Genomic DNA, 25119 nt, shown 5'->3' with positions numbered 1-25119 from the left:
CCGGGCTTCCGGGCTTCCGGGCTTCCGGGCTTCCGGGCTTCCGGGCTTCCGGGCTTCCGGGCTTCCGGGCTTCCGGGTGGAGAACGGCTCCCCGGTCGTCCTGGCACCGGGCGTCACCGCCGACGAGCAGAAGGCACTCGAGGCCGCCGACTACCGCGTCTTCCACTCCACGGAGGCGCTGCGCCTCCACATCGAGCACCTGCGTCGGGGGTAAACAGAAAGTGCTGGTTGAGATCATCTCAACCAGCACTTCTTCGTTGTGTCCGAGGGGGGACTTGAACCCCCACGCCCGATAAAGGGCACTAGCACCTCAAGCTAGCGCGTCTGCCATTCCGCCACCCGGACCAGGTGTTGTGTCGTCCGGGGGTGTTCCCCGCGGCGACATGGATAACTCTACCAGGGGTTCGAGGTGCCTTTCACCCACGTTTCCCGTGGTCAGTGGCGTGCGGTGGCCCTTGAGTCCTTGATCGCCACCGGGTGGGGCGAGGAGATGCGCAGTGTGTCGTCGTGTGCATACGTGGCGTAGCCGGTGGCGGCGCCTAGCCTGCGCTGGGTGAGCTACCTCTTCGAGCGCCGCGGGTCGACCGGTCGCGGGTCCACGTACCGCCGGCCCCGGATGCTGTCGCCGTTGCGGGAGCATCTGCGGGACACCTTCTGGTTCGCCCCGATCGCGAGCCTGGTGGCCGTGTTCGTGCTGTGGCTGGTCGCCTCCGCTGCGGACGAGGCCATCATCGGCTTCCTCCAGGACGAGCAGGACTACGACGCCGTCACCGAGCTGATCGGGATCGTCGAGGACGCGAAGACGATCGTGACGACGATCAGCTCCGCGATGATGACCTTCATCGGTGTCGTCTTCTCGATCTCGCTCGTCGCCGTGCAGATGGCCAGCGGGCAGTTCAGCCCCCGTATCGTGCGGATCTTCATCCGGAGCCGGATCACCAAGGCGGCCTTCTCCGTCTTCCTCGCCACCTTCCTGCTCTCGCTGCTCGTCCTCACCTCGTACGACAGCGAGACCGATCCCCGGTACGTGTCCACCGTGCCGCTGGTGCAGTCGGTGCTGACGCTGATCATGGTGGGGCTGAGCCTGCTGCTCTTCGTGGCGTACGTGAACTCGACGCTGCGGCTGATGCGGGTGGGGCACGTGGTGGACCGGATCACGTGGGAGTCGTTCGGCGTCCTGACGAAGCAGCCGCAGTACGAGGGTGAGCTCGCCGATCTGGGCGACGAGACCGAGCACGTGCTGCACCGGGGAAGCGCCGGCGTGCTGCGGGATGTGAACGTCGCCCTGCTCGTCAGGCTCGCCCGGCGCCACGGGGTCGTCCTGCGGCTGCTGCCTCGGATCGGGGACTTCGTGGTGCCGGGGACCCCGATCCTCGCCGTGCACGGAGGACGGGTGCCCCGGCGGATCGGGGCGGCCGTGTCCGTCGGGGTGGAGCGGACCTTCCATCAGGATCTCGGCTTCGGGCTGCGGCAGCTCGCGGACATCGGGCTCCGGGCCCTCTCCCCCGCCGTCAACGACCCTACGACCGCCGTGCAGTGCCTGGACCGGATCACGCAGTTCCTGGCCGCGGTGGCGGTCCGCCCGCTGGGGGCCGTCCACCACCGCGACCGGAACGGCACGGTCCGGCTGGTGCAGGACGTACCCGGATGGACGGATCTCGTGGATCTCGGGTTCACCGAGATCCGGGGGTGCGCGCCGGGGAACCCGCAGGTGTCGCGGCGGATGCTGGCAGGCCTCGACGACCTGCTGGCGCTGGTACCGGCGGAACGTCGGGAGCCCCTGCTCCGGCACCGCACGCTGCTGACGCAGCTGGTGGAACGTACGGTGCCGGAGGCCGCCGACCGGGCGTTCGCGCTGGAGGGCGACCGTCAGGGGATCGGGTGAGCGGGGTTACGGCATGAGGTGGTAGTCCGGGAAGTTGCCCGGGAGCCGCTCCCCGTCCGGGCCTTCGGTGACGGCCTTGACCAACAGGTCGCCGCCGACGAACGCGCCGCGCCAGGACGCTCCGAAGCCGCCGAACAGTTCGTCGCGGTCGCCGCGTGACCGGGGCTTGCCGTGGCCGGTCTTGAAGGCGCGGATCTGTGGCGCGAGCCTGGCGTACGTCGCCGGGTCGTCGGTGGCCAGCGTCGCGACGAGGGCGCCGTTGGAGGCGTTCATCGCGGCGAGGAGTTCGGCCTCGGTGTCGACGAGGACGATCGTGTCGACCGGCCCGAAGGGTTCGGCGTGATGGAGGGGGGAGGACGGGGGCGGGTTCAGGAGGGTGACGGGCGGGAGGTACGCCGAGGTGTCCTGGCCGGGCAGGAAACGGCCGTCGGCGAGCGAGCCCCGGTGGAGCGGGATCGCACCCCGGTCGACCGCCTCGGCGACCTGGTCGCCGAGCTCCTTGGCCTTGGCGGCGTTGATGAGCGGGCCGAAGTCGAGGTCGGGAAGCACGTCCTCCGGGTGCTCGACGGCGAGCGGGTGCCCGAAGCGGAGTGCGCGTACCGGTGGCAGGTACGCGGCGAGGAAGTCGGCGAACGCGGTGCGTTCGACGACGAAGCGCGGGTAGGCCGTGCAGCGCTGTTTGCCGTAGTCGAAGAGCTTGGGGATCACGGCGGTGAGGGCCGGCCAGTCGGTGTGCTTCCAGACACCCCAGGTGTTGAGGCCCTCCTGTTCGAGGATGTGGCGTTTGCCCAGGTCGGCGACCTCGGTGGCGATACGGGCGCCGGTGTCGCGGCCGCCGACGAACGAGACGCAGCCGATCTCGGGGGCGCGGACGAGCGCCTCGGAGAGTTCGCCGCCGCTGCCGCTGACCAGGGTGATCGGGATGCCCTCGCGGGCGGCGAGTGCGGCGGCGAGGGTGAGGCAGGCGAGGCCGCCGTCGGTCGGGGCCTTGGCGATGACCGCGTTCCCGGCCAGCGCCTGCACGAGCAGGGCGTGGACGAGGACGGACATCGGGTAGTTCCAGCTGGCGATGTTGGAGACGGGGCCGGGCAGCGGAGCACGGCCGGGCAGCATGGTGTCGATGCCGTCGACGTACCAGCGGACTCCGTCGATCGCCCGGTCGACGTCGGCCTGGGCGAGCCGCCAGGGCTTGCCGATCTCCCAGACGAGGAGCAGGGCGAGCAGTTCGCGGTGGGCGCTGAGCGCGTCGAGGGTGGCGGAGACCCGGGCGCGGCGCTCGGGCAGCGGGACGTGGCGCCAGGCCCGGTGCTGGTCGAGCGAGGCGCGGACGGCCTGGTGGGCGGTGGCCGCGTCGAGGCGTGGCGGGCCGGCGATGGGGCTGCCGTCCACGGGGCTGGTGGCGGGCAGCGGGCGGCCGTCGGGCTGCCAGGTGCCGGCCCAGAGGTTGCGGACGGTGTCGTCGCGGAACGCCTCGGGGGCGACGGTCAGGCAGCGCTGCCAGGCATCGGTCCAGGCAGTGCCGGGCTTGAGGGTGAGGGTGGGAGGAGAGTTCGGTGCCATGGGGTGTTCTCCGCTCTCGGGTGCACAGTCGGGGCGGGAGGCGGGGCGGGAGGCAGGGCGGAAGGCTGGGCGGAAGGCGCGACGGCAGCTGCGATGGCCGCGTCAATTCTGGGTGAGGGTGTCCGGGGTCGCCAGCCGGGCGACGACGAGGGCGGCCGTCTCGGTGGGGGTGGAGCCGACCTGGACCCCGGCCGCTTCCAGGGCCTTCTTCTTCCCCTCGGCCGTACCGGAGGAACCGGAGACGATGGCTCCGGCATGGCCCATGGTCTTGCCCTCGGGGGCGATGAAGCCGGCGATGTAGGCGATGACGGGTTTGGTGACGTGCGCGGCGATGTGGTCGGCGGCGCGTTCCTCGGCGTCGCCGCCGATCTCGCCGATCATCACGATGAGGTCGGTGTCGGGGTCGGCTTCGAAGGCGCTGAGGCAGTCGATGTGGGTGGTGCCCACGACCGGGTCGCCGCCGATCCCGACCGCCGAGGAGAACCCGTACTCCTTCAGCTCGTACATCAGCTGGTAGGTGAGCGTGCCGGACTTGGAGACGAGTCCGATCCGGCCGGGCTCGGGGGCGATGTCGGCGGGGATGATGCCGGCGTTGGACTGGCCGGGGCTGATCAGGCCGGGGCAGTTGGGACCGATGACGCGGGTGCCGTGGGTACGGGCGTACGTCTGGAAGGCCACGGTGTCGTGGACGGGGATGCCCTCGGTGATGACGACGGCGAGGCCGATGCGGGCGTCGACGGCTTCGAGGACGGCCGCCTTGGCGAAGGGCGGGGGGACGAAGACGACGGTGACGTCCGCGCCGGTGGCGGCCATGGCCTCGCGGACGGAGCCGTGGACGGGGATCCGGCGGCCGTCGAGGTCGACGGTGGTGCCCGCCTTGCGCGGGTTGACTCCACCGACGACGTCGGTGCCGGCGGCGAGCATCCGGCGGGTGTGCTTCATGCCTTCGGCGCCGGTCATGCCCTGGACGAGGACCTTGCTCTGCTTGGTCAGGAAGATGGCCATGGGTTCACATCCCTCAGCTGTGCGTGCTTGGGCGCGGGCTTCTGTGGGTGCTTCAGCGGGTGGCGAGTTGGGCGGCGCGGGCGGCGGCGCCGTCCATCGTGGTGACCTGTTCGACCAGAGGGTGGGCCCGGGCGTCGAGGATCGCCCTGCCGCGGGCGGCGTTGTTGCCGTCGAGGCGTACGACGAGCGGCTGGGTGAGGTGGACGGCGTCCAGGGCGCGGACGATTCCCTCGGCGACGGCGTCGCAGGCGGTGATGCCGCCGAAGACGTTGACGAGGACGGCCTTGACGTCGGGGTCGGAGAGGATGACGTCGAGGCCGTCGGCCATGACCTGGGCGGAGGCGCCGCCGCCGATGTCGAGGAAGTTGGCGGGGCGGGCGCCTCGGCCGGCGACGACGTCGAGGGTGGACATGACGAGTCCGGCTCCGTTGCCGATGACGCCGACCTGGCCGTCGAGTTTGACGTAGGTGAGGCCCTTGGCCGCGGCGGCGGCCTCCAGCGGGTCGCCCCCGTGCGCTTCCGAGGCGTCATCCCAACGGGCTTGGCGGAAGCGGGCGTTGTCGTCCACGGTGACCTTGCCGTCGAGGGCGAGGATCGCCCCGTCGGCGGTACGGACGAGGGGGTTCACCTCGACGAGCAGGGCGTCCTCGCCGACGAGGACCTGCCAGAGGCGGACCAGTACGTCGGCGGTCTCCGGCGGGAGTCCGGCCGCCGCGGCGATCTCGGCGGCCTTGGCCTCGGTGACCCCTCCGGCCGGGTCGACGGGGATCCGGGCGACGGCCTCGGGGCGGGTGGCGGCGACCTCCTCGATGTCCATGCCGCCCTCGGCGGAGGCGATGGCGAGGAACATGCCGGCCGCCCGGTCGAGGACGTAGCTCACGTAGAACTCGTCCTGGATGTCAACGGGTTGGGCCAGCATGACGCGGCGGACGGTGTGGCCCTTGATGTCCATGCCGAGGATCTGGCGGGCGGTGATCTCGGCGGCGGCCGGGTCGGCCGCGAGTTTGACTCCGCCGGCCTTGCCCCGGCCACCCGTCTTGACCTGCGCCTTGACGACGACGCGTCCGCCGAGGAGTTCGGCGGCGCGGCGGGCCTCCTTGGGGTGGTCGGCGACGGCCGCGTCGGGGACCGCGATGCCGTAGCCCTTGAAGACTTCCCTTGCCTGGTGCTCGTACAGGTCCATCTCGGCTCCCTCGCTCGAAAGTGCCGCGCACCCCCTGGACACCATCCGGGCGATGCGGGATAACAAGCTTCATACAGTATTCGTCGACTGTATGCAATCGACCGCGATCACCCTCAACTCCCCTACGAAGGGACAGGACTTCGCCATGCCCGACGACAGCCAGCAGCAGCCCCAGTCGCCCCAGCAGGAACGCATCTCCGGCGGACATCTGGTCGCCAAGGCCCTCAAGGCGGAGGGCGTCGAAGTCATCTACACGCTCTGCGGCGGCCACATCATCGACATCTACGACGGCTGTGTCGACGAGGGCATCGAAGTCGTCGACGTACGCCACGAGCAGGTGGCCGCGCACGCCGCCGACGGCTACGCCCGCATCACCGGCAAGCCCGGCTGCGCCGTGGTCACGGCCGGTCCCGGCACCACGGACGCGGTCACCGGCGTCGCCAACGCCTTCCGAGCCGAGTCACCCATGCTCCTGATCGGCGGTCAGGGAGCCCACACGCAGCACAAGATGGGCTCGCTGCAGGACCTGCCGCACGTCGACATGATGACCCCGATCACCAAGTTCGCCGCCACCGTGCCGGACACCGCCCGCGCCGCGGACATGGTGTCCATGGCGTTCCGCGAGTGCTACCACGGCGCGCCCGGGCCCTCCTTCCTGGAGATCCCGCGCGACGTCCTGGACGCCACCGTCCCGGTGGAGAAGGCACGCGTGCCCAAGGCCGGCCACTACCGGGCCTCCACCCGCAGCGCCGGCGACCCCGAGGCGGTCGAGCGGCTCGCCGATCTGCTGGTGCACGCCGAGAAGCCGGCCGTCCTGCTCGGCAGCCAGGTCTGGACGGCCCGCGGCACGGACGCGGCCGTCGAACTCGTCCGCACCCTCAACGTCCCCGCGTACATGAACGGGGCGGGGCGCGGCACGCTGCCGCCCGGCGACCCGCACCACTTCCAGCTCTCCCGGCGCTACGCCTTCGCCAACGCGGACGTCATCGTCATCGTCGGCACCCCCTTCGACTTCCGGATGGGCTACGGCAAGCGGCTCTCCCCGGACGCCACCGTCGTCCAGATCGACCTCGACTACCGGACCGTCGGCAAGAACCGGGACATCGACCTCGGGATCGTCGGCGACCCGGGGCTGATCCTGGCGTCGGTCACGCAGGCGGCGAGCGGCCGGCTCAACGGTGGCGCCATCAAGCGCAAGGCCTGGCTGGAGGAGCTGCGTACCGCCGAGCAGACCGCGCTGGAGAAGCGGCTGCCGCAGCTGCGCTCGGACGCCTCGCCGATCCACCCGTACCGGCTGGTCAGCGAGATCAACGACTTCCTGACCGAGGACTCGATCTACATCGGCGACGGCGGGGACATCGTCACCTTCTCCGGCCAGGTCGTGCAGCCCAAGTCCCCCGGGCACTGGATGGACCCGGGACCGCTCGGCACGCTCGGTGTCGGCATCCCCTTCGTCCTGGCCGCCAAGAAGGCGCGGCCGGACAAGGAGGTGGTGGCGCTCTTCGGTGACGGCGCGTTCTCCCTCACCGGCTGGGACTTCGAGACGCTCGTCCGCTACAACCTCCCCTTCGTCGGCATCGTCGGCAACAACTCCTCGATGAACCAGATCCGTTACGGCCAGGCCCAGAAGTACGGCCTGGAGCGCGAGCGGGTCGGCAACACCCTCGGCGACGTGCACTACGACAAGTTCGCCCAGATGCTGGGCGGTTACGGCGAGGAGGTGCGGGACCCCGCCGACATCGCCCCGGCGCTGCGGCGCGCCCGCGAGTCCGGTCTGCCGTCGCTGATCAACGTCTGGGTCGACCCCGACGCGTACGCCCCCGGAACCATGAACCAGACCATGTACAAGTGAGGGGTCTCCATCATGACCAAGGCTCTCGGTACGAAGGCACCGGGCAGGAAGGCGCTCGAAGGCGTCCGCGTCCTCGACATGACCCACGTGCAGTCCGGACCCTCCGCCACGCAGCTGCTCGCCTGGCTCGGCGCGGACGTGGTGAAGCTGGAGGCCCCGTCCGGCGACATCACCCGTAAGCAACTGCGGGACATCCCGGACGTCGACTCGCTCTACTTCACGATGCTCAACTGCAACAAGCGGAGCATCACCCTCAACACCAAGACCGAACGCGGCAAGGAGCTGCTCACCGAGCTGATCCGTCGCAGCGACGTGATGGTCGAGAACTTCGGCCCGGGGGCCGTGGACCGGATGGGCTTCACGTGGGAGCGCATCCAGGAGATCAATCCACGAATCGTCTATGCCTCCATCAAGGGGTTCGGGGACGGCCCGTACACCAACTTCAAGGCGTACGAGGTCGTCGCTCAGGCCATGGGCGGCTCGATGGCCACCACCGGGTTCGAGGACGGGCCGCCGTTGGCGACGGGCGCCCAGATCGGGGACTCCGGCACCGGCATCCATGCCGTGGCGGGAATCCTGGCGGCGCTCTACCAGCGCGAGAACACCGGGCGGGGGCAGCGGGTGAACGTCGCGATGCAGCACGCGGTGCTGAATCTCTGCCGGGTGAAACTGCGGGACCAGCAGAGGCTTTCGCACGGACCGCTCTCCGAGTATCCCAACGAAGATTTCGGCGAGGAAGTCCCTCGTTCGGGTAATGCTTCCGGCGGCGGCCAGCCGGGCTGGGCGGTGCGCTGCGCGCCCGGCGGCCCGAACGACTACGTGTACGTCATCGTCCAGCCCGTCGGCTGGTCCCCGGTCTCGGAGCTCATCGGCCGGCCCGAACTCGCCGACGACCCGGAGTGGGCGACGCCGGAAGCCCGGTTGCCCAAGCTCCCGAAGATGTTCCAGCTGATCGAGGAGTGGTCCTCCACGCTGCCCAAGTGGGAGGTCCTGGAGCGGCTCAACGCCCGGGGCATTCCGTGCGGTCCGATCCTCTCCACCAAGGAGATCATCGAGGACGCCTCGCTGGTCGCCAACGAGATGGTGGTCGAGGTCCCGCACCCGGAGCGCGGGAACTTCACCACGGTGGGCTCCCCGCTCAAGCTTTCCGACTCCCCGGTGGAGGTCGTCACCTCCCCGCTGCTCGGCGAGCACAACGAAGAGGTGTACGTCGGCGAACTGGGGCTCGGCGACGAGGAGCTTCGGCTGCTGAAGACGAGCGGGGTGATCTAGGTGACGGCGCACAGCACGACGCACGGCGCGGCGCACAGCTTCGACCAGCAGGCGGTACGTGAGCTGCTCGACGCGGTCAGGGCGGAGGGGCGCACGGCCCTCACGGCGCCCGAGGGGAAGCGACTCGCCGACGCGTACGGCATCGCCGTGCCGGGCGAGGCCCTGGCCCGGGACGTCGACGAGGCGGTGGCGCAGGCCGACCGGCTCGGCGGGAAGGTCGTCCTGAAGATCGTCTCCCCCGACATCCTGCACAAGACCGACGCGGGCGGTGTGGTCGTCGGCGTGGAGGGGGCGGCGCAGGTCCGCGAGGCGTTCTGCCGGATCGTCGAGAACGCCCGGGCCTACGCCCCCGACGCGCGCGTCGACGGCGTGCAGGTGCAGCAGATGCTGCCGCCGGGCCAGGAGGTCATCGTCGGCGCCGTCACCGACCCGGCCTTCGGCAAGGTCGTCGCCTTCGGGCTCGGCGGGGTGCTCGTGGAGGTGCTGAAGGACATCACCTTCAGGCTCGCTCCGGTGACCGCCGACGAGGCGGTGTCGATGCTGGACTCGATCCGGGCGGCGGAGATCCTGCGCGGCGTGCGCGGGGCGCCGGCCGTGGACCGGTGGGCGGTCGCGGAGCAGATCCGGCGGGTCTCCCACCTGGTCAGCGACTTCCCCGAGATCGCCGAGGTCGACCTCAACCCGGTCATCGCCACCCCCGAGGGCGCCCTGGCGGCGGACATCCGCGTGATCCTCGCCTCCGAAGTGCCCACCCCGAGGCGGACGTTCACCCGCGAGGAGATCCTGTGGTCCATGCGGCGGCTGATGGAGCCGCGCGCGGTGGCGGTGATCGGGGCCTCCAACGAGCAGGGGAAGATCGGCAATTCGGTCATGCGCAACCTCGTCGACGGCGGATTCCCGGGCGAGATCCATCCGGTGAACCCGCGGGCCGATGACATCCTCGGACGCAAGGCGTACAAGAGTGTCACGGACGTTCCCGGTGAGGTCGATGTGGCGGTCTTCGCGATCCCCGCCCGATTCGTGGCGTCGGCGCTGGAGGAGGTGGGTCGCAAGGGCATTCCGAACGCCGTGCTGATCCCGTCAGGCTTCGCCGAGACCGGGGAACACGCCCTGCAGGACGAGATCGTGGCCGTGGCGGAGCGGTACGGGATCCGACTCCTCGGCCCGAACATCTACGGGTACTACTCGACCTGGCAGGACCTGTGCGCCACGTTCTGCACACCGTACGACGTCAAGGGGGGTGTGGCCCTGACCTCGCAGTCAGGTGGGATCGGGATGGCGATCCTGGGCTTCGCCCGCACCACGCGGACGGGTGTGTCGGCGATCGTCGGACTCGGCAACAAGTCGGACATCGACGAGGACGATCTGCTGACCTGGTTCGGCGAGGATCCCCGTACCGACTGCATCGCCATGCACCTGGAGGACCTCAAGGACGGGCGGGCCTTCGTCGAGGCGGCCCGGCAGACCGTGCCGAAGAAGCCGGTGGTCGTCCTCAAGGCCGGGCGCACCAGCGCCGGGGCGCGGGCGGCAGGCTCGCACACGGGTGCGCTGGCCGGTGACGACGCGGTGTACGACGACATCCTGCGGCAGGCGGGCGTCATCCGGGCGCCGGGGCTGAGCGACATGCTGGAGTACGCGCGGGCGCTGCCCGTACTGCCGGCGCCGCGCGGGGACAACGTCGTCGTCATCACCGGAGCGGGTGGGTCCGGTGTGCTGCTCTCGGACGCGATCGTGGACAACGGGCTGCGGCTGATGGAGATCCCGGAGGACCTGGACGCCGCCTTCAAGGCGTTCATCCCGCCGTTCGGGGCGTCCGGGAACCCCATCGACATCACGGGCGGCGAGCCGCCGGCCACGTACGAGGCGACGATCAGGCTCGGTCTGGAGGACCCGCGGATCCACGCGCTCGTCCTCGGCTACTGGCACACCATCGTCACTCCCCCGATGGTGTTCGCCGAGCTCACCGCGCGCGTGGTGGCGGAGTTCCGCGAGCGGGGCATCGAGAAGCCGGTCGTCGCCTCGCTCGCGGGGGACGTCGAGGTCGAGGAGGCCTGCCAGTACCTGTTCGAGCGGGGTGTCGTGGCCTACCCGTACACGACGGAGCGGCCGGTCGCGGTGCTCGGCGCGAAGTACCGCTGGGCCCGGGCCGCGGGGCTCCTGGGCGGTGATGCGGTGAGCTGAGCGACAGCTCGAACCACGGGGCTCGCGGCGGCCGCGGACCGCCCGCCGCGGGTCCCGGTGCGAAGGGAACGGACAGGGGGCGCTGGCCAGACTTCTTCCACGCGAGGGGTTCGATCTCCATGACGACAACCGACATCACCACCACCCTCCCTTACAGGGAGGTGACGGACGCCAACGGCCGCACGTACCGGCTCGGTGAGAGCGACGTCGACCTGATGGGCCGTAAACGCAAGTGGATGGTCATCCTGCCCTGGGTGGGCATGATGGGCATCAGCTCGGCGGAGTACGCGTTCGCGTCCGCCGAGGACACGCTGCACACCGCGCACAGTTGGAGCAGTGCGCACATCTTCTGGATGCTCGGGGTCTGGGTGTTCTTCCAGGCCGCGGTCGCCTTCCCGGCCGGAAAGCTGAGGGAGAGCGGCAGACTGCCCGCCCGCTGGGCGATGATGCTGGGCGCTCTCGGCACCCTGCTCGGCTATCTCTCGCTCGCCTTCGCGCCGCACGTGATCGTCGCCTACATCGGCTTCGGCATGTTCAGCGGCATGGGCGCGGGCATGGTCTATGCCACCTGCGTCAACATGGTGGGCAAGTGGTATCCCGAGCGGAAGGGCGGCAAGACGGGCTTCGTCAACGGCGGTTTCGCCTACGGGTCCGTGCCCTTCGTCTTCATCTTCACCGGCTACATGGACCTGACGAACTTCCGTTGGGTGCTGGTCGCCGTCGGACTGTTCCTGGCCGCGACGGTGGCGGTGGCCGGCTACTTCTTCCAGGACCCGCCGAAGAACTGGTGGCCCGCGGAGATCGACCCGCTGCGCAAGCCGGACGACCCCCGGGCACGGCGCGCCCTGGAGAAGAACCCGCCGGCGGTGAAGCAGTACACGCCGAAGGAGGCCTGGCAGACCGGCCGCGTGGGCCTGATGTGGTTCTGTCTGCTGTGCACCTCGGGCGTGAACATCTTCGGAATCGCCTTCCAGGTGCCGTTCGGTGACGAGGCAGGCTTCGCGGGCGGGATCGTGGCGACCGCGATGTCGCTGAAGGCGATCGTGAACGGCACGGGCCGGGGCGTCATCGGCTGGCTGTCGGACCGGTACGGGCGCAAGCAGTGCCTGATCTTCGTCTGCATCGTGCTCGGCCTGTCGCAGTACGGGATCCTGTTCGCCGGCAACATCAACAACCTGCCGCTGTTCCTGCTGTTCTCCAGCATCTCCGGTTTCGGCGGCGGCGCGATCTTCCCGATGTTCGCGGCGATGACGGCCGACTACTTCGGCGAGAACAACAACGCCTCCAACTACGGTCTCGTCTACAGCTCGAAGCTGGTGTCGGGTCTGCTCGGTTCCGGCATGGGCGCGGTCGTGGTGGGTGCCTGGGGCTACGGCGGCGCCTTCGTCCTGGCCGGATCGATCTCGCTGTTCGCCGGATTCGTGGCGCTCTTCCTGCACCCGCCGGGCCGGCCGCAGGCCCGCCTCGTGAAGGCGAACCCGCGACCGATCAGCCGCGACGAAGGATGATCAGCAGTCCTTCTCCCGGAGCGAGTGGAGGTGCGCGCTGGACTTCCGGGCGAACGCGAAGGACTCGACCGGGTTGTCGTGTTCGGCCTGCCAGTGGTGGGCGCGGTACCGGTGGTGGGTGCGGTTCACCGCGGAGATGAAGCGCCGGTAGTCGATGTCTCCGTCCCCGACGTCCGCCATGCGGTAGCCGTCGCGGACGGAGTCGTCGCGTTCGCCGTCCTTCACGTGGACGAGGGCCCGCTTGGCGTTACGGTCGGCCGGGGTGCTGGAGATCGTGAAGTCGTCCACGTCGTAGAGCGCGCCCGCGCCGCCCTTGAAGACGAGGAAGAGTTCGGTGGAGGCGCGGGGCAGGTTCCGCAGGGGTACGTCGACATCCTGGAAGGTCTCCCAGCCGCCGGTCACGGGGACGGCCGCGGAGCGGTGCAGGGGCCCGGTGGGCGATCCGGTGCGGACTTCGAGGAAGCCGCCGACGCCGCCGGAGGAGACGCGGGCGGTGAGCTTGGTGGCCCCGCTCAGGCTGTAGGGCTTGAGGGAGATCCAGTCACCGTCGTGGATGTCCCCGACGGTCCGTCCGCCGTTCGCCGGGGCCTTGTCGATGACGGCGACGCCGTTCTGGGCGTCGAAGTGCTCGGCCTGGCGGTGGCGCGGCTGGAGCTTGGCCTGGTCGTGGGTGGTGAGGGCGGCCTGGCCGCCGCCTCCGCCGTCGGTGTACTCGGCGTCGAAGACGGCGAAGATGTTGGCGTCGTCGTCATGGCCGCCGTCGGAGGAGGTCTTGATGGTGCCCGTGCAGCCGTTGGCCGAGGTGACCGGGTGGCCGTGACTGTCGTGGCCGAGGACGTAGGTGACCTTGACCTTGGCGCAGTCGATCGCGCCGTCCTCCGGGTCGGTGACCTTCACCTTGAACGGGATCTCGTCACCGAAGGCGAAGAGGGCGCCCTTCGCGGGGAGTTCGAGGGTGACCTTCGGCGCGGTGCTGCCGACGACGACGTGGACGGAGGCCGAACCGGTGCGGCCGCTGGGGTCCTTGGCGGTCACGGTCGCGGTGTAGGTGCCGTTCTTCCGGTACGTGTACGTGGGGTTGGCGGCCGTCGACGTACCGCCGTCGCCGAAGTCCCAGCTGTACGTGAGGGCGTCGCCGTCACCGTCGGTCGTCCCGGCGGAGGAGAAGGCGACCTTCAGAGGGGACACGCCCGAGGTCTTGTCGGCCTTCGCCTCGGCGACCGGGGAGCGTCCGCCGGTGGCGTTCTCGATGCGGTAGAGCCCGGAGTTGTGGTCGCCGCCGAACCAGGCGGTGCCGTAGTCGAGGACGTACAGCGCACCGTCGGGGCCGAAGGCCATGTCCATCACCTGGGTGCCGGTCCAGGGCACGGGGTTGATGGACTGGACGGCGCCGTCCGCGCCCTGCTCGACCCGCCTGATCCAGCGCCGGCCGAACTCGCCGGCGAAGAAGTCGCCGTCGTATGCCTCCGGGAACTTGACCGGGGAGGTCGAGGCGGCGTCGTAGCGGTAGACGGGACCGCCCATCGGGGACTCGGAGCCGGTGCCGAACTCCGGTACGGAGCCGCCGTTGTACGGGATCCAGGCGGGCTCGGCCGGCGGGACGTCGACGAGTCCGGTGTTGTACGGCGACTCGTTCTTGGGCGCGGCGCAGTCGAAGGCGGCGCCGGACTCCTTGGTCGCGAAGTCGTAGTCGCGGTAGGCGTCGTTCCTGCCGGTGCAGAACGGCCAGCCGAAGTTGCCGGGCTTGGTGACGCGGGCGAACTCGACCTGGCCGGCCCGTCCGCGGCTCGGGTCCGCCGCGCCCGCGTCGGGGCCGTAGTCGCCGACATAGAGGACGCCGGTCGCCTTGTCGACGCTGAAGCGGAAGGGGTTGCGGAAGCCCATGGCGTAGATCTCGGGGCGGGTCTTCGCGGTGCCCGCGGCGAAGAGGTTGCCGTCCGGGACGGTGTACGAGCCGTCGTCCGCGACCTTGATGCGCAGGATCTTGCCGCGCAGGTCGTTGGTGTTGCCGGAGGTCCGCCGTGCGTCGAACGCCGGGTTGCGGCCGGGGCGTTCGTCGATGGGGGTGAAGCCGTCGGAGGCGAAGGGGTTGGAGTCGTCGCCGGTCGACAGGTAGAGGTTGCCCTGCGCGTCGAAGTCGATGTCGCCGCCGACGTGGCAGCAGATGCCCCGGGTGGCGGGGATGTCGATGACCTTCTTCTCGCTGGCGTCGTCGAGGGTGCCGTCGGCCTTCAGCGTGAAGCGGGAGAGCCGGTTGACCCGTCGTACTTCGCGAAGTCGGCGGCGGTGCCGTTCTCGGGCGCGTCGCCGGCGGGGGTGTCGAGCGGCGGCGCGTAGTAGAGGTAAATGGCCTTGTTCTGGGCGAAGTTCGGGTCGAGTCCGATGCCCTGGAGGCCTTCCTCGTCGTGGGAGTAGACGGGGATGGTGCCGATCACCTCGGTGTTGCCGGCGGCGTCGGTACGGCGCAGCTCGCCGCCGCGTGAGGTGTGCAGGACGCTGCGGTCGGGGAGCACGGCCAGCGACATCGGTTCGCCGACCTCCTCACCGCCCTTGGCGAGGGTGACCTGCTGGAACTCCTCGGCGGCGGCGCCACCGGTGCCGGCGCCGGTACCGCTGTCCGGCTCGGCCGCGAGGGCCTGTTGGCCGCCGAGGGCGAGAAGGCCGGCGGCGAGAAGGGCGAGGGGCTTTCTGGCTCGGGGGCGTTTCCCGCTGTGCACGAATGTCCTCCGGATGAGGGCCGATGGAGTGCGGGTGTCCGGGGACCGGCGCGCGCCGTCACGCTGGTCGCAACCTTCGAGTTACGTCCTTACGTCATGTACACATCATGGACCGTAGCGGGGTTCGTCCAGGCCGGAAAGCCTTTGCACACGGCCCTCGTCAAACTTTTCACCGCGACAGGACAAAGCCCGTCGAGGGCAGGGCGGAGCGGCCCGGGTGACGTCGCCACCACCCGGGCGTCCAGCTGGAGCAACTCAGGCCCGACGCCTCAGTCGCGACCGCCGAAGGCCGCGTCGAAGGAGGCCGCCGGCGGGTCGAAGTCGAACCGCTTGAGGTGGGAAAGCGCTTCCGGAGCGCCGGTCAGCCGGTCCATCCCGGCGTCCTCCCACTCCACCGAGATCGGCCCTGCGTAGCCGATCGAGCGGAGCATCCGGAAGACGTCCTCCCACGGCACGTCGCCGTGCCCGGCCGAGACGAAGTCCCAGCCGCGCCGGGGATCGCCCCACGGCAGATGCGAGCCGAGCCGGCCGTTGCGCCCGTCGAGGCGCTTGCGGGCCTCCTTGCAGTCCACGTGGTAGATCCGGTCGCGGAAGTCCCAGAGGAAGCCGACCGGGTCGAGGTCCTGCCAGACGAAGTGACTCGGGTCGAAGTTGAGGCCGAAGGCCGGCCGGTGGTCCACCGCGTCGAGCGCCCGCTGCGTGGTCCAGTAGTCGTACGCGATCTCGCTCGGATGGACCTCGTGCGCGAAGCGGACGCCCTCGGCGTCGAAGACGTCCAGGATCGGGTTCCAGCGCTCCGCGAAGTCCTGGTAGCCGCGCTCGATCAGGCGCTCCGGGACCGGCGGGAACATCGCCACCAGGTGCCAGATCGACGAGCCGGTGAAGCCGATGACGGTGTCGACTCCGAGCGCTCCGGCGGCCCGGGCGGTGTCGGCCAGCTCGCGCGCCGCCCGCCGCCGTACGCCTTCCGGCTCGCCGTCGCCCCAGATCCGGGCGGGCACGATGGCCTGGTGGCGCTCGTCGATCGGGTGGTCGCAGACCGCCTGGCCCACCAGGTGGTTGGAGATCGCCCAGCACTTCAGGCCGTACTTCTCCAGGAGGGCGCGGCGGCCGTCGACGTACGACGGGTCCGCCAGCGCCTTGTCGACCTCGAAGTGGTCGCCCCAGCAGGCGAGTTCGAGGCCGTCGTAGCCGAAGTCGCGGGCGAGCCGGCAGACCTCTTCCAGCGGCAGGTCGGCCCACTGGCCGGTGAAGAGCGTGAAGGGACGGGACACGATCGGCAGCCTCCTAGCGCAGCGGTACGGGGGTGTAGACGGCGTTCTTCTCGGCGCTCTCCTCCACGGCGGCGAGCACCCGCTGCACCTGGAGCCCGTCGGCGAAGGACGGGGCGGGGGCGGTCGTCCCCGACGCGACGGCGAGCACCAGGTCGCGCGCCTGGTGGACGAAGGTGTGCTCGTAGCCGAGTGCGTGACCGGGGGGCCACCAGCCCTCCAGGTACGGATGGTCCGGCTCGGTCACCAGGATGCGGCGGAAGCCCGCGGAGGCGGCCGGTTCGGTGTGGTCGTGGAAGGAGAGCTCGTTGAGCCGCTCCAGGTCGAAGGCGAGCGAGCCCTGCTCCCCGTTGATCTCGAGCCGCAGGGCGTTCTTCCGGCCCGCGGCCATCCGGGTCGCCTCGAAGGAGGCGAGCGCGCCGGAGGCGAGCCGCCCGGTGAACAGCGCCGCGTCGTCCACGGTCACCGCCCCGTACGCCCCGCCCGACGCCCCCGCACCGGAGAGCCCGGCCGACACGCCCGCGAGCAGCGGACGCTCCCGTACGAAGGTCTCGGTGAGCGCCGAGACCCCGACCAGGAGCTCCCCCGCGAGGTACTGGGCGAGGTCGACGGCGTGCGCACCGAGGTCGCCGAGGGCCCCGGACCCCGCGTGCTCGCGCTCCAGGCGCCAGGTCAGCGGGAAGTCCGGGTCGACGAGCCAGTCCTGCAGATAGGTGACCCGTACGTGCCGCAGCGCGCCGAGCCTGCCTTCCGCGACGAGCCGGCGGGCGTACGCGAGGGCCGGCACCCGCCGGTAGTTGAAGCCGACCATGGCGACCTGGCCACGGGCGGCCGCGGCCTCGGCGGCGGCGACCATGGCCTCCGCCTCGGCCACGGAGTTGGCGAGCGGCTTCTCGCACAGGACGTGCTTGCCCGCCTCCAGGGCGGCGACGGCGATCTCCGCATGGCTGTCGCCCGGGGTGCAGACGTCCACGAGTTGGACGTCGTCACGGGCGACGAGGGCGCGCCAGTCGGTCTCGGCGGCGGCCCAGCCGTGCTTGGCCGCCGCCGCGCGCACCGCGCCCCGGTCACGGCCGGCGACGGCGGCGAGGACGGGCCGCAGCGGCAGGTCGAAGACGCGCCCGGCGGTGCGCCACCCCTGGGAGTGGGCGGCGCCCATGAACGCGTACCCGACCATGCCGATGCCGAGTGTCGGCGGCGTGGCCTCGCCGGACTCGCTGTCCCTCTGTTCCATACGGATTCCTCCTCGTCGGTTGCGCGGTGGGGGCGGCCGGAGGCCGGTCAGCTGAAGCCGGTGGGCAGGTACTCGTCGACGTTCTCCTTGGTCACGACGGCCGAGTAGAGGGTGAGCGAGGCCGGGATCTCCTGCTCGGACATGCCGCTGACGCCCTTCTTCTGGCCGAGGGCCCGGGCCAGGTCGATGGCGGACGCGGCCATGGTCGGCGGGTAGAGGACGGTGGCCTTGAGCACGCCGTCGTCGGCCTTGATGGCGTCCATCGCGGACTTCGCGCCGGCGCCGCCGACCATCAGGAAGTCCTTGCGGCCGGCCTGCGCGATGGCCCGCAGCGCGCCGACGCCCTGGTCGTCGTCGTGGTTCCAGAGCGCGTCGAACTTAGACTGCGCCTGCAGGAGTTGGGCCATCTTGGCCTGACCCGACTCGACCGTGAAGTCGGCCGCCTGGCGGGCCACCTTGCGGATGTTGGGGTAGTTCTTGAGGGCGTCGTCGAAGCCCTGGGAGCGCTGCTTGGTCAGCTCCAGGCTGTCCAGGCCCGCGAGTTCGATCACGGTGGCGTACGGCTTGTCCTTGAGCTGCTCGCCGATGTAGCGGCCGGCGTTGAGCCCCATGCCGTAGTTGTCGCCGCCGATCCAGCAGCGGTAGGCCTGCGGGGAGGCGAAGATCCGGTCCAGGTTGACGACCGGGATGCCGGCCTTCATGGCCTGGAGGCCGACCTGCGTGAGCGCCTTGCCGTCGGCGGGCAGGATGACCAGGACGTCGACCTTCTTGTTGATGAGGGTCTGGATCTGGCCGATCTGGACGGCGGTGTCGTTGGAGCCCTCGGTGATCTCCAGGGTGACGTCGGAGTACTTCTTCGCCCGCTCCTTGGCGTTCTGGTTGATGGCGTTGAGCCAGCCGTGGTCGGCCTGGGGGCCGGCGAAGCCGATGGTGACGGGCGTGCCGGGCTTGTCGTCGGCGGCGGGGGCGTTGCTCGCCGCCGGGGCCTGGTTCTTGGGCTCGTTGCTGGTGCAGGCGGTGAGGAGGGCTCCGGCGGAGACGGCCGCGGTGCCGAACAGCAGTCCTCTACGGCTGGTTTCTGGCATGGCGATGGATCCCTTCGGGGTGAGGGGGCATTGCGGGGGATGGGGATCGGGGTGAGGGTCAGCTCTCGCCGTGGCGGGCGGTGCGGTGCTGGACCAGGACGGCGGCGACGATGATCGCGCCCTTGGCGATCTGCTGGACGTCGCTCTGCAGGTTGTTGAGCGCGAAGATGTTGGTGATCGTGGTGAAGACGAGGACACCGAGGACGGAGCCGACGATGGTGCCCCGGCCGCCGCTGAGGAGCGTGCCGCCGATGATCGCGGCGGCGATGGCGTCGAGTTCGTACAGGTTGCCGTTGGTGTTCTGACCGGATCCGGACAGGATGATCAGGAGGAAGGCCGCGATGCCGCAGCACAGGCCCGACAGCAGGTAGAGGTAGAGGCGCTGACGGCGTACGTCGATGCCGGCCAGGCGGGCGGCTTCCGCGTTGCCGCCGACGGCGACCGTGCGGCGGCCGAAGGTGGTCCGGTTGAGGATCAGCCAGCCGAGGACGGTGACGGCGGCGAAGACGAGAACGAGCGGCGGGATGCCCAGGAGGTAGGCGTCGGGGACGCCGAGGTCGAGGACGGAGTCGACGGTGACGATCTGCGTCCGGCCGTCGGTGATCTGCAGGGCGAGGCCGCGGGCCGAGGCGAGCATGGCGAGGGTCGCGATGAAGGGGACCATCCCGCCGTACGCGACGAGCAGCCCGTTCACCAGTCCGCAGCCCACGCCGACGACGACGGCGGTGAAGAGGATGCCGGCGAATCCGTACTCCTGTGTCGCGAGCGTCGTCGCCCAGACGGAGGCGAGGGCGACGATCGCGCCGACGGAGAGGTCGATGCCGCCGCTGGTGATGACGAAGGTCATGCCGACGGTGACGACACCGATCACGGAGGCCTGGGTGAGGACGAGTTGGAGGTTGGAGACGGCGAGGAACTCGTCGGGGCGGGTGAGGCCGCCGACCGCGATCAGGACGGCGAGCACGCCCAGCAGGGACAGGTTGCGCACGTCGGCTCTCAGGCCGAGGGGGCGCCGGCTGCCGCCGTCCCGCGCGGTCGCCTCGGTGTTCTTGGCCGTCGACAGCGTCATGCGTGCGGGCTCCCTTCCATCACGAGGTCGAGTACGCGGTGTTCGTCGAGGTCGCGGGCGGGTGCCGTGTGGACGACACGGCCTTCCCGGAGCACCAGGACGCGGTCGGCCAGGCCCAGGACCTCGGGCACTTCGCTCGACACGAGGAGGACGGCGAGGCCGTCGTCGGCGAGGCGGCGGATGACGGCGTACAGCTCGGCACGGGCGCCGACGTCGACGCCGCGGGTCGGCTCGTCCAGGAGCAGGACGCGGCAGCCGCGCAGCAGCCAGCGGGCGAGGACGGCCTTCTGCTGGTTGCCGCCGGACAGGGTACGGATCGGGGCGTCGGGGTTGTCGGGCCGCAGCGACAGCTCCCGGGTGGCGGTCCGGGCGGCTTCGCGTTCGCCGTTACGGTCGATCCAGCCGGCGCGCGCGAAGCGGGAGAGCGTGGAGACGGAGACGTTACGGGTGACGGACTCCAGCATCAGCAGGCCCTGGGCCTTGCGTTCCTCGGGGGCGAGACCGAGCCCGGCGCGGACGGCGGCGCGGACGCTGCCGGGGCGCAGGGGGCGGCCGTCGACGACGACGCGTCCGGCGGTGGCCTTCCGGGCGCCGTAGATCGTCTCCAGGATCTCGGAGCGGCCCGAGCCGACGAGCCCGGCGAGGCCGACGATCTCCCCGGACCGCAGGTCGAGGTCGACCGGCGCGAACTCCCCTTCTCTGGCGAGACCTTGGACCTGGAGCAGGGGTGCGGTGGCCGCGGCGGCCGCGGCCGGCGGTTCGGTCGGCCGGGGCGGGAAGACGTACTCGACGTTCCGGCCGGTCATCAGGGCAACGATGTCACGGGTCGGCGTCGAGGCGGCGGGCAGACCGCCGGCGACGGCGCGGCCGTCCTTGAGGACGGTGACCCGGTCGCCGATCCGCCGGATCTCCTCCAGGCGGTGGGAGATGTAGACGACGGCGACTCCGTCGGCGGTGAGGTCGGCGACGATACGGAAGAGGTTGTCGACCTCGTCCGGATCGAGGGCGGCGGACGGCTCGTCCATGACGATGAGCCGGACGTCGTGGGAGAGGGCGCGGGCCATCGACACGATCTGCTGCTGGGCGGCGGAGAGTTCCCCGACGCGGCGGGCCGGGTCGATCTCGGGGTGCCCGAGCCGCTTGAGGAGGGCGGCCGTGGACGCGCGGGCGGCGCGGGCGCGGACGACGAAGCCGGCGGTGGTGGGTTCGTGGCCGAGGTGGACGTTCTCGGCGACGGAGAGCCCTTCGACGAGGTCGAGCTCCTGGTAGATGGTGGCGATGCCGAGGCGCATGGCGGCGATCGGGGAGCGGAGCTGGACGGGTTCGCCGCGCCAGGTGATCCGGCCGCCGTCGGGTTGGTGGGCGCCGGCGAGGACCTTGATGAGGGTGGACTTCCCGGCACCGTTCTGGCCGAGGAGGCAGTGGACCTCGCCGGGTGCGACTTCGAGGTCCACGCCGTCGAGGGCGCGGACGCCGGGGAAGGACTTGGTGATTTCGGACATGGTGAGTAGGGGTGGTGGCTCTTGAGGCATGGGTGAGGTCCCCTCGGCGGTTGCGGGTGTGCGCCTGAGCGGGTGCTGACTTAGGTGGTACGGGCGGGTGCGGGCCGGTGGGTGGTTGTGCCCACCCGTTCCGCCCCAGCGGAACGCATGCCCACAACCGGGCTCTACGCCGGGGAGAAGAGGTGGTCGCTGATGAGGCGGGCCGCGCCGATGACGCCGGCTGTCTGGCCCAACTCGCCGAGCACGATGGGGAGGTTGCCGGTGGCCAGCGGGAGGGACTGGCGGTAGACCTGGGTGCGGACACTGGCGAGGAGGTTGTGACCGAGGCCGGTGACTCCGCCGCCGATCACCACCAGACCGGGATTGAAGAAGCTGACGAGTCCGGCGATGACCTGCCCGACCCGGTTGCCGCCCTCACGGATGAGGGCGAGCGCGGTGGCGTCCCCGGCGGCGGCCGCCGCGGCGACGTCGACCGCCGTGAGCCGGCCGGCCGCCGCGAGGCGTCCGGCGAGCTCCTCCGACCGGCCCGCGCGCGCCGCGTCCTCGGCGTCGCGGGCCAGGGCGGCACCGCTGAAGTGGGCTTCCAGGCAGCCCTTGTTGCCGCACGCGCAGGAACGGCCGTCCGGTTCCACCTGGATGTGCCCGATGTCGCCGGCGCTGCCCGTCGTACCGCGGTAGACGTCCCCGCCCACGACGATGCCGCAGCCGATGCCCGTACCGATCTTGACGCAGAGGAAGTCGCCGACCGAGCGGGCGACGCCCGCGTGCTGCTCCCCCATGGCCATCAGGTTCACGTCGTTGTCGACCATGACCGGGCAGCCGAGTTCCTGGCTGAGCGCCTCCCGTACGGGGAAGCCGTCCCAGCCGGGCATGATCGGCGGCGCGACGGGGATGCCCTCGGGGAAGCGGACCGGACCGGGGACGCCGACGCCCGCGCCGTCGAAGCCTTCGGCGAGACCGGAGGCCCGGAGTTTGGCCGCCATGGTGAGGGCCTGCTCGAAGACGGCGACGGGGCCCTCACGGACGTCCATGGGGTGGTTGAGATGCCCGAGCACCTCCAACTCGGCGTTGGTGACGGCCACGTCGACGGACGTGGCGCCGATGTCGACGCCGAGGAAGCGGAGTTCGGGCGCGAGCCGGATGTTGTGCGAACGGCGGCCGCCGCGCGAGGCGGCGAGGCCGTCCGCGACGACGAGGCCGGTGTCGAGGAGCCGGTCGACCTCGACGGCGAGCCGCGAGCGGGACAGGTCGACCTGATCGCCGAGCTGCGCACGGGAGTTGGGGCCTCCGTCACGCAGCAGGCGCAGCAGTCGCGCCTGGTGCGCGTTGGCGGGTCGTGCCGTCATACGCCTCACGCGCCCCTCCCCTAGCGAGTCGGCGAAGCCCTTCGGTCGGATCTCCGCCGGGCTTTCGAGCGGGAACGTAGCAGTGGTGTCCGGAGGTGGGAAGAAGTCGCGCAGCAATCCGTGCAGACTTTTTCCTGATTGAGGACAAAGCCGGGTCGGGGGAAGGTCGGCTCAGCGCACCTCGACCAGGCGGGCGGAGACGACGACGTTGCCGTCGTACCCCCGCTGCCGGGAGAAGCCCCCGCCACAGGTGATGACGCGCAGCTCGGGGTACGGGGAGGCCCGGTAGATCCGCTCGGCGGGGAAGCCCTCCTTGGGGACGACCTCGATGCCGTACACGGCGAAGACGGCGGTCCTGCCGTCCTTGCGGGCGATCTCGACGCGGTGGCCCTTGGCCAGCGCCCCGAGGTCGTAGAAGACGGCCCGGCCGTCCGGGGTGTCGACATGGCCGACGACGACCGCCGTGCCCTTCTCCCCCGGCGTGACGGCGCCGGTGAACCAGCCGGCGAGGTTCGTGTCGTACGGGGGCGGGGTGTCGATCCAGCCCTCGGCGTCGAGGCCCACGGCCGTGACGGGCGCGTCGATCCGGACGGCGGGGACGCGGATCCGGGCCGGGCGGGAGGCGGGCAGCGGATCGCGGACGTTCACGGGGGCGCCGGCGGCGGCGTGGTCCGGGGCCGCGGCGGCGAGCGGCTGAGGGGGCCCTCCGGCCGGCCACTGCTCCGTACCGCCCCGGACGAGATGGACGCCGAAGAGCAGGACGACGATGACGACGCCCCACGCGCCGCGCCTGGACGGCCCGTTCGACCCCTGCACGATGTGCGCTCCCGATTCCCGATTCCCGCTGTTCGCGATGACGCTCCTCCGCCCCGGACCTCGTCACCCCAGGGCGGAGGAGCCGTTTCAGGCGCGGTCGTCGGCGCGGCGGCGGCGCAGCAGCAGGACGCCGCCCGCGCCGAGCGCGCCCGCGATCAGCGCGGTGCCCGTGACGACCTCGGTGGCGCCCATGGCGTCGGCCCCGCCGCCGAAGCCGGCCCTGACGCCTTTGTGCGCGCCGGTGTCCGTGTCGGGGGTGGTGTGACCGCCCGCGATGGTGAGCGTCGCGGTGCCCTTCTCGCCCTTGCACTCGAAGGTCACCTGGTACTCCGCGCCGGCCTTGGCGTCGGCGTCGACCTTCGCGGTGCCCGCGCGGCCCTCCTTGAGGGTGACGGAGTCGAAGACTCCGGAGGTGACGGTCACCGAGGGGGCCTCGCAGCCGTCGGACTTCAGCGTGACCGTGCCGCCGGGGGCGACCGTCTCGGGCGACACGGAGAAGCCGAAGGACGTGATGTTGCGACCGGTACCGTCGCCGGCGCCCTCGCCGATGCCCGTACCCTCGCCCCACAGATCGTCGTCGCCCGCCGCGGCCGCGGGTGCGGCCAGGCAGAGGGCGGCGGTGGCGAGCAGGGCGGTGGCGGCACCACGTATCGCGCGTCGCATGGCGGTCGGTCCTCCCGGTCACGCGAGGGCGGCCTGATGTCCCTCGACCCGTCCGAAGCTAAGGCGGGCCCGGGGGCCTCGCCACCGGACTCCGCCGGACGGGTCAACCGCGCGAACACCAGACCCACAGGCTGTACGGGCCTTGAGCCGGCACCGGCCCCGTGCGTTGTGGGGCGGCGTCAGCCCTGGCTGTGTTCGCGGTACGTCGCTCGCGTGTGTTCCGTGTGGGCTCGCATCACCGTCGTCGCGCGGGACTCGTCGCGGGCCTCGATCGCGGCGATCAGCTGGCGGTGTTCCCTCCAGGACTGTTCGCCGCGCTGCCGGGCGACCGGCGTGTAGTACCAGCGGACGCGGCGGTCGACCTGCCCCGCCAGCTCGGACAGTACGACGTTTCCGGCCAGCTCCATGACCTTGGCGTGGAAGGCCGCGTTCGTCGCCACGGCCAGGTCGACGTCGTCGTCCGCCACGGCCTGCTCGCCCCGCGCGCAGAGTTCCTCGAGCGCGGCGATCCCGGCCGAGCCGGAGTTCGCGGCGGCGAGCCGGGCGGCCTCGGCCTCCAGGAGCGTACGGACGGAGAGCAGTTGGTCGGCCTCTTCGTCGGTCGGGTCGTGGACGAACGCCCCCTGTGCCGGCCGCAGATCGACCCAGCCCTCGGTGTTCAGCCGCTGGAGCGCCTCGCGCACCGGCTGCCGGGAGACACCGAGGTGGCCGGCGAGTTCGCTCTCGACCAGATGCTGACCGGGCCGCAGGGCCCGGGTCGTGATCAGCTCCAGCAGCGCTTCGTAGACCCGGTCGCGCAGCGGCCCCGGCCGCTCCAGCCGGGGCACGGCCCCCTGCGGCAGTCCTGCGGACAACATCGCGGCCCCCTCGTACGCCGTAGGCGATCAACCCGAATTGGCTATCGTCTACAGTCTACCGACGCACAAGTCCAGGCATGCGGCCCTTCGCGATCTCGGCCGAAACAACCCCC

The 25119-nt window shown here is 71.0% G+C and carries 18 protein-coding genes, 1 tRNA gene and 1 pseudogene; 6 read left to right on the top strand and 14 right to left on the bottom strand.

What is annotated here, in order from left to right; translation table 11 throughout:
* Positions 1-214 (top strand): hypothetical protein (locus tag Q5762_RS34680; protein ID WP_315896291.1); only part of this gene is annotated, 214 nt, incomplete at its 5' end.
* Positions 215-260: 46 nt separating this feature from the next.
* Here the strand turns inward: Q5762_RS34680 and Q5762_RS34675 are convergent.
* Positions 261-345: transfer RNA gene (locus Q5762_RS34675), tRNA-Leu, on the bottom strand.
* A 271-nt stretch (positions 346-616) separates the two neighbouring features.
* Here Q5762_RS34675 and Q5762_RS34670 point away from each other — a divergent pair.
* On the top strand, positions 617-1885 hold the full coding sequence (locus Q5762_RS34670; RefSeq protein ID WP_315896294.1) for a DUF2254 domain-containing protein: 1269 nt from the start codon (positions 617-619) through the stop codon (positions 1883-1885).
* A gap of 6 nt (positions 1886-1891) precedes the next feature.
* Here the strand turns inward: Q5762_RS34670 and Q5762_RS34665 are convergent, their stop codons facing one another.
* The 3 genes from Q5762_RS34665 to sucC all read right to left on the bottom strand — a co-directional run bounded on the left by Q5762_RS34665 (position 1892) and on the right by sucC (position 5633).
* Positions 1892-3445 carry an aldehyde dehydrogenase family protein gene (locus Q5762_RS34665; RefSeq protein WP_315896290.1) on the bottom strand — a complete coding sequence of 518 codons (1554 nt, stop codon included), beginning with the start codon at positions 3443-3445 and terminating at the stop codon, positions 1892-1894.
* A gap of 102 nt (positions 3446-3547) precedes the next feature.
* Entirely contained in the window at positions 3548-4450 is a 903-nt protein-coding gene (gene sucD, locus Q5762_RS34660; protein ID WP_315896289.1) for a succinate--CoA ligase subunit alpha, read from the bottom strand.
* A 52-nt stretch (positions 4451-4502) separates the two neighbouring features.
* The gene (gene sucC, locus Q5762_RS34655) at positions 4503-5633 is read right to left on the bottom strand and encodes an ADP-forming succinate--CoA ligase subunit beta (protein WP_315896288.1); all 1131 of its coding nucleotides are present in this window, start codon (positions 5631-5633) and stop codon (positions 4503-4505) included.
* Between the two features lie 145 nt (positions 5634-5778).
* Between sucC and Q5762_RS34650 the strand changes: the two genes are divergently transcribed.
* The 4 genes from Q5762_RS34650 (at position 5779) to Q5762_RS34635 (ending at position 12446) form a co-directional block, all read left to right on the top strand.
* Positions 5779-7485: a thiamine pyrophosphate-binding protein gene (locus Q5762_RS34650; protein WP_315896293.1), complete on the top strand. Its 1707-nt coding sequence runs from the start codon at positions 5779-5781 to the stop codon at positions 7483-7485.
* A gap of 12 nt (positions 7486-7497) precedes the next feature.
* Positions 7498-8757: a formyl-CoA transferase gene (gene frc, locus Q5762_RS34645; protein WP_315896287.1), complete on the top strand. Its 1260-nt coding sequence runs from the start codon at positions 7498-7500 to the stop codon at positions 8755-8757.
* The gene (locus Q5762_RS34640; RefSeq protein ID WP_315896286.1) at positions 8758-10938 is read left to right on the top strand and encodes an acetate--CoA ligase family protein; all 2181 of its coding nucleotides are present in this window, start codon (positions 8758-8760) and stop codon (positions 10936-10938) included.
* Between the two features lie 119 nt (positions 10939-11057).
* A complete protein-coding gene (locus tag Q5762_RS34635; protein ID WP_315896285.1) occupies positions 11058-12446 on the top strand; it encodes an OFA family MFS transporter in 1389 nt (462 codons plus the stop codon).
* A 186-nt stretch (positions 12447-12632) separates the two neighbouring features.
* Here the strand turns inward: Q5762_RS34635 and Q5762_RS34630 are convergent.
* The 10 genes and pseudogenes from Q5762_RS34630 to Q5762_RS34585 all read right to left on the bottom strand — a co-directional run.
* A pseudogene (locus tag Q5762_RS34630) lies at positions 12633-15163 on the bottom strand (PQQ-dependent sugar dehydrogenase); the annotation flags it as partial.
* A gap of 269 nt (positions 15164-15432) precedes the next feature.
* Positions 15433-16437 carry a sugar phosphate isomerase/epimerase family protein gene (locus Q5762_RS34625; protein WP_315896284.1) on the bottom strand — a complete coding sequence of 335 codons (1005 nt, stop codon included), beginning with the start codon at positions 16435-16437 and terminating at the stop codon, positions 15433-15435.
* A 13-nt stretch (positions 16438-16450) separates the two neighbouring features.
* The gene (locus tag Q5762_RS34620) at positions 16451-17668 is read right to left on the bottom strand and encodes a Gfo/Idh/MocA family oxidoreductase (protein ID WP_315896283.1); all 1218 of its coding nucleotides are present in this window, start codon (positions 17666-17668) and stop codon (positions 16451-16453) included.
* Between the two features lie 47 nt (positions 17669-17715).
* Positions 17716-18753 carry a substrate-binding domain-containing protein gene (locus tag Q5762_RS34615; protein WP_315896282.1) on the bottom strand — a complete coding sequence of 346 codons (1038 nt, stop codon included), beginning with the start codon at positions 18751-18753 and terminating at the stop codon, positions 17716-17718.
* A 58-nt stretch (positions 18754-18811) separates the two neighbouring features.
* On the bottom strand, positions 18812-19822 hold the full coding sequence (locus Q5762_RS34610; protein ID WP_315896281.1) for an ABC transporter permease: 1011 nt from the start codon (positions 19820-19822) through the stop codon (positions 18812-18814).
* A complete protein-coding gene (locus tag Q5762_RS34605; protein WP_315896280.1) occupies positions 19819-21324 on the bottom strand; it encodes a sugar ABC transporter ATP-binding protein in 1506 nt (501 codons plus the stop codon). The genes Q5762_RS34610 and Q5762_RS34605 overlap by 4 nt, the downstream gene beginning before the upstream one ends.
* A 164-nt stretch (positions 21325-21488) precedes the next feature.
* Positions 21489-22670: an ROK family transcriptional regulator gene (locus Q5762_RS34600; protein ID WP_315896279.1), complete on the bottom strand. Its 1182-nt coding sequence runs from the start codon at positions 22668-22670 to the stop codon at positions 21489-21491.
* 171 nt (positions 22671-22841) lie between these two features.
* Positions 22842-23486 (bottom strand): class F sortase, encoded by a 645-nt coding sequence (locus Q5762_RS34595; RefSeq protein WP_315896278.1) that lies wholly within the window; start codon positions 23484-23486, stop codon positions 22842-22844.
* An 87-nt stretch (positions 23487-23573) separates the two neighbouring features.
* Positions 23574-24149 (bottom strand): hypothetical protein, encoded by a 576-nt coding sequence (locus tag Q5762_RS34590; protein WP_315896277.1) that lies wholly within the window; start codon positions 24147-24149, stop codon positions 23574-23576.
* Between the two features lie 179 nt (positions 24150-24328).
* On the bottom strand, positions 24329-25006 hold the full coding sequence (locus tag Q5762_RS34585; RefSeq protein ID WP_315896276.1) for a GntR family transcriptional regulator: 678 nt from the start codon (positions 25004-25006) through the stop codon (positions 24329-24331).
* Positions 25007-25119 lie beyond the last annotated feature (113 nt).

This window comes from Streptomyces sp. P9(2023) (assembly GCF_032436795.1).
In the GTDB taxonomy this organism is placed as follows: Bacteria; Actinomycetota; Actinomycetes; order Streptomycetales; family Streptomycetaceae; genus Streptomyces.
This window is presented reverse-complemented; position numbering and strand designations above follow the sequence as displayed.

Coding starts and splice junctions, on each gene's coding strand:
- Q5762_RS34665 (WP_315896290.1), bottom strand. CDS start 3,445: ATGGCACCGAACTCTCCTCCCACCCTCACCCTCAAGCCCGGCACTGCC.
- Q5762_RS34670 (WP_315896294.1), top strand. CDS start 617: ATGCTGTCGCCGTTGCGGGAGCATCTGCGGGACACCTTCTGGTTCGCC.
- Q5762_RS34590 (WP_315896277.1), bottom strand. CDS start 24,149: ATGCGACGCGCGATACGTGGTGCCGCCACCGCCCTGCTCGCCACCGCC.
- Q5762_RS34605 (WP_315896280.1), bottom strand. CDS start 21,324: ATGTCCGAAATCACCAAGTCCTTCCCCGGCGTCCGCGCCCTCGACGGC.
- sucC (WP_315896288.1), bottom strand. CDS start 5,633: ATGGACCTGTACGAGCACCAGGCAAGGGAAGTCTTCAAGGGCTACGGC.
- Q5762_RS34600 (WP_315896279.1), bottom strand. CDS start 22,670: ATGACGGCACGACCCGCCAACGCGCACCAGGCGCGACTGCTGCGCCTG.
- Q5762_RS34585 (WP_315896276.1), bottom strand. CDS start 25,006: ATGTTGTCCGCAGGACTGCCGCAGGGGGCCGTGCCCCGGCTGGAGCGG.
- sucD (WP_315896289.1), bottom strand. CDS start 4,450: ATGGCCATCTTCCTGACCAAGCAGAGCAAGGTCCTCGTCCAGGGCATG.
- Q5762_RS34635 (WP_315896285.1), top strand. CDS start 11,058: ATGACGACAACCGACATCACCACCACCCTCCCTTACAGGGAGGTGACG.
- Q5762_RS34610 (WP_315896281.1), bottom strand. CDS start 19,822: ATGACGCTGTCGACGGCCAAGAACACCGAGGCGACCGCGCGGGACGGC.
- Q5762_RS34620 (WP_315896283.1), bottom strand. CDS start 17,668: ATGGAACAGAGGGACAGCGAGTCCGGCGAGGCCACGCCGCCGACACTC.
- frc (WP_315896287.1), top strand. CDS start 7,498: ATGACCAAGGCTCTCGGTACGAAGGCACCGGGCAGGAAGGCGCTCGAA.
- Q5762_RS34650 (WP_315896293.1), top strand. CDS start 5,779: ATGCCCGACGACAGCCAGCAGCAGCCCCAGTCGCCCCAGCAGGAACGC.
- Q5762_RS34615 (WP_315896282.1), bottom strand. CDS start 18,753: ATGCCAGAAACCAGCCGTAGAGGACTGCTGTTCGGCACCGCGGCCGTC.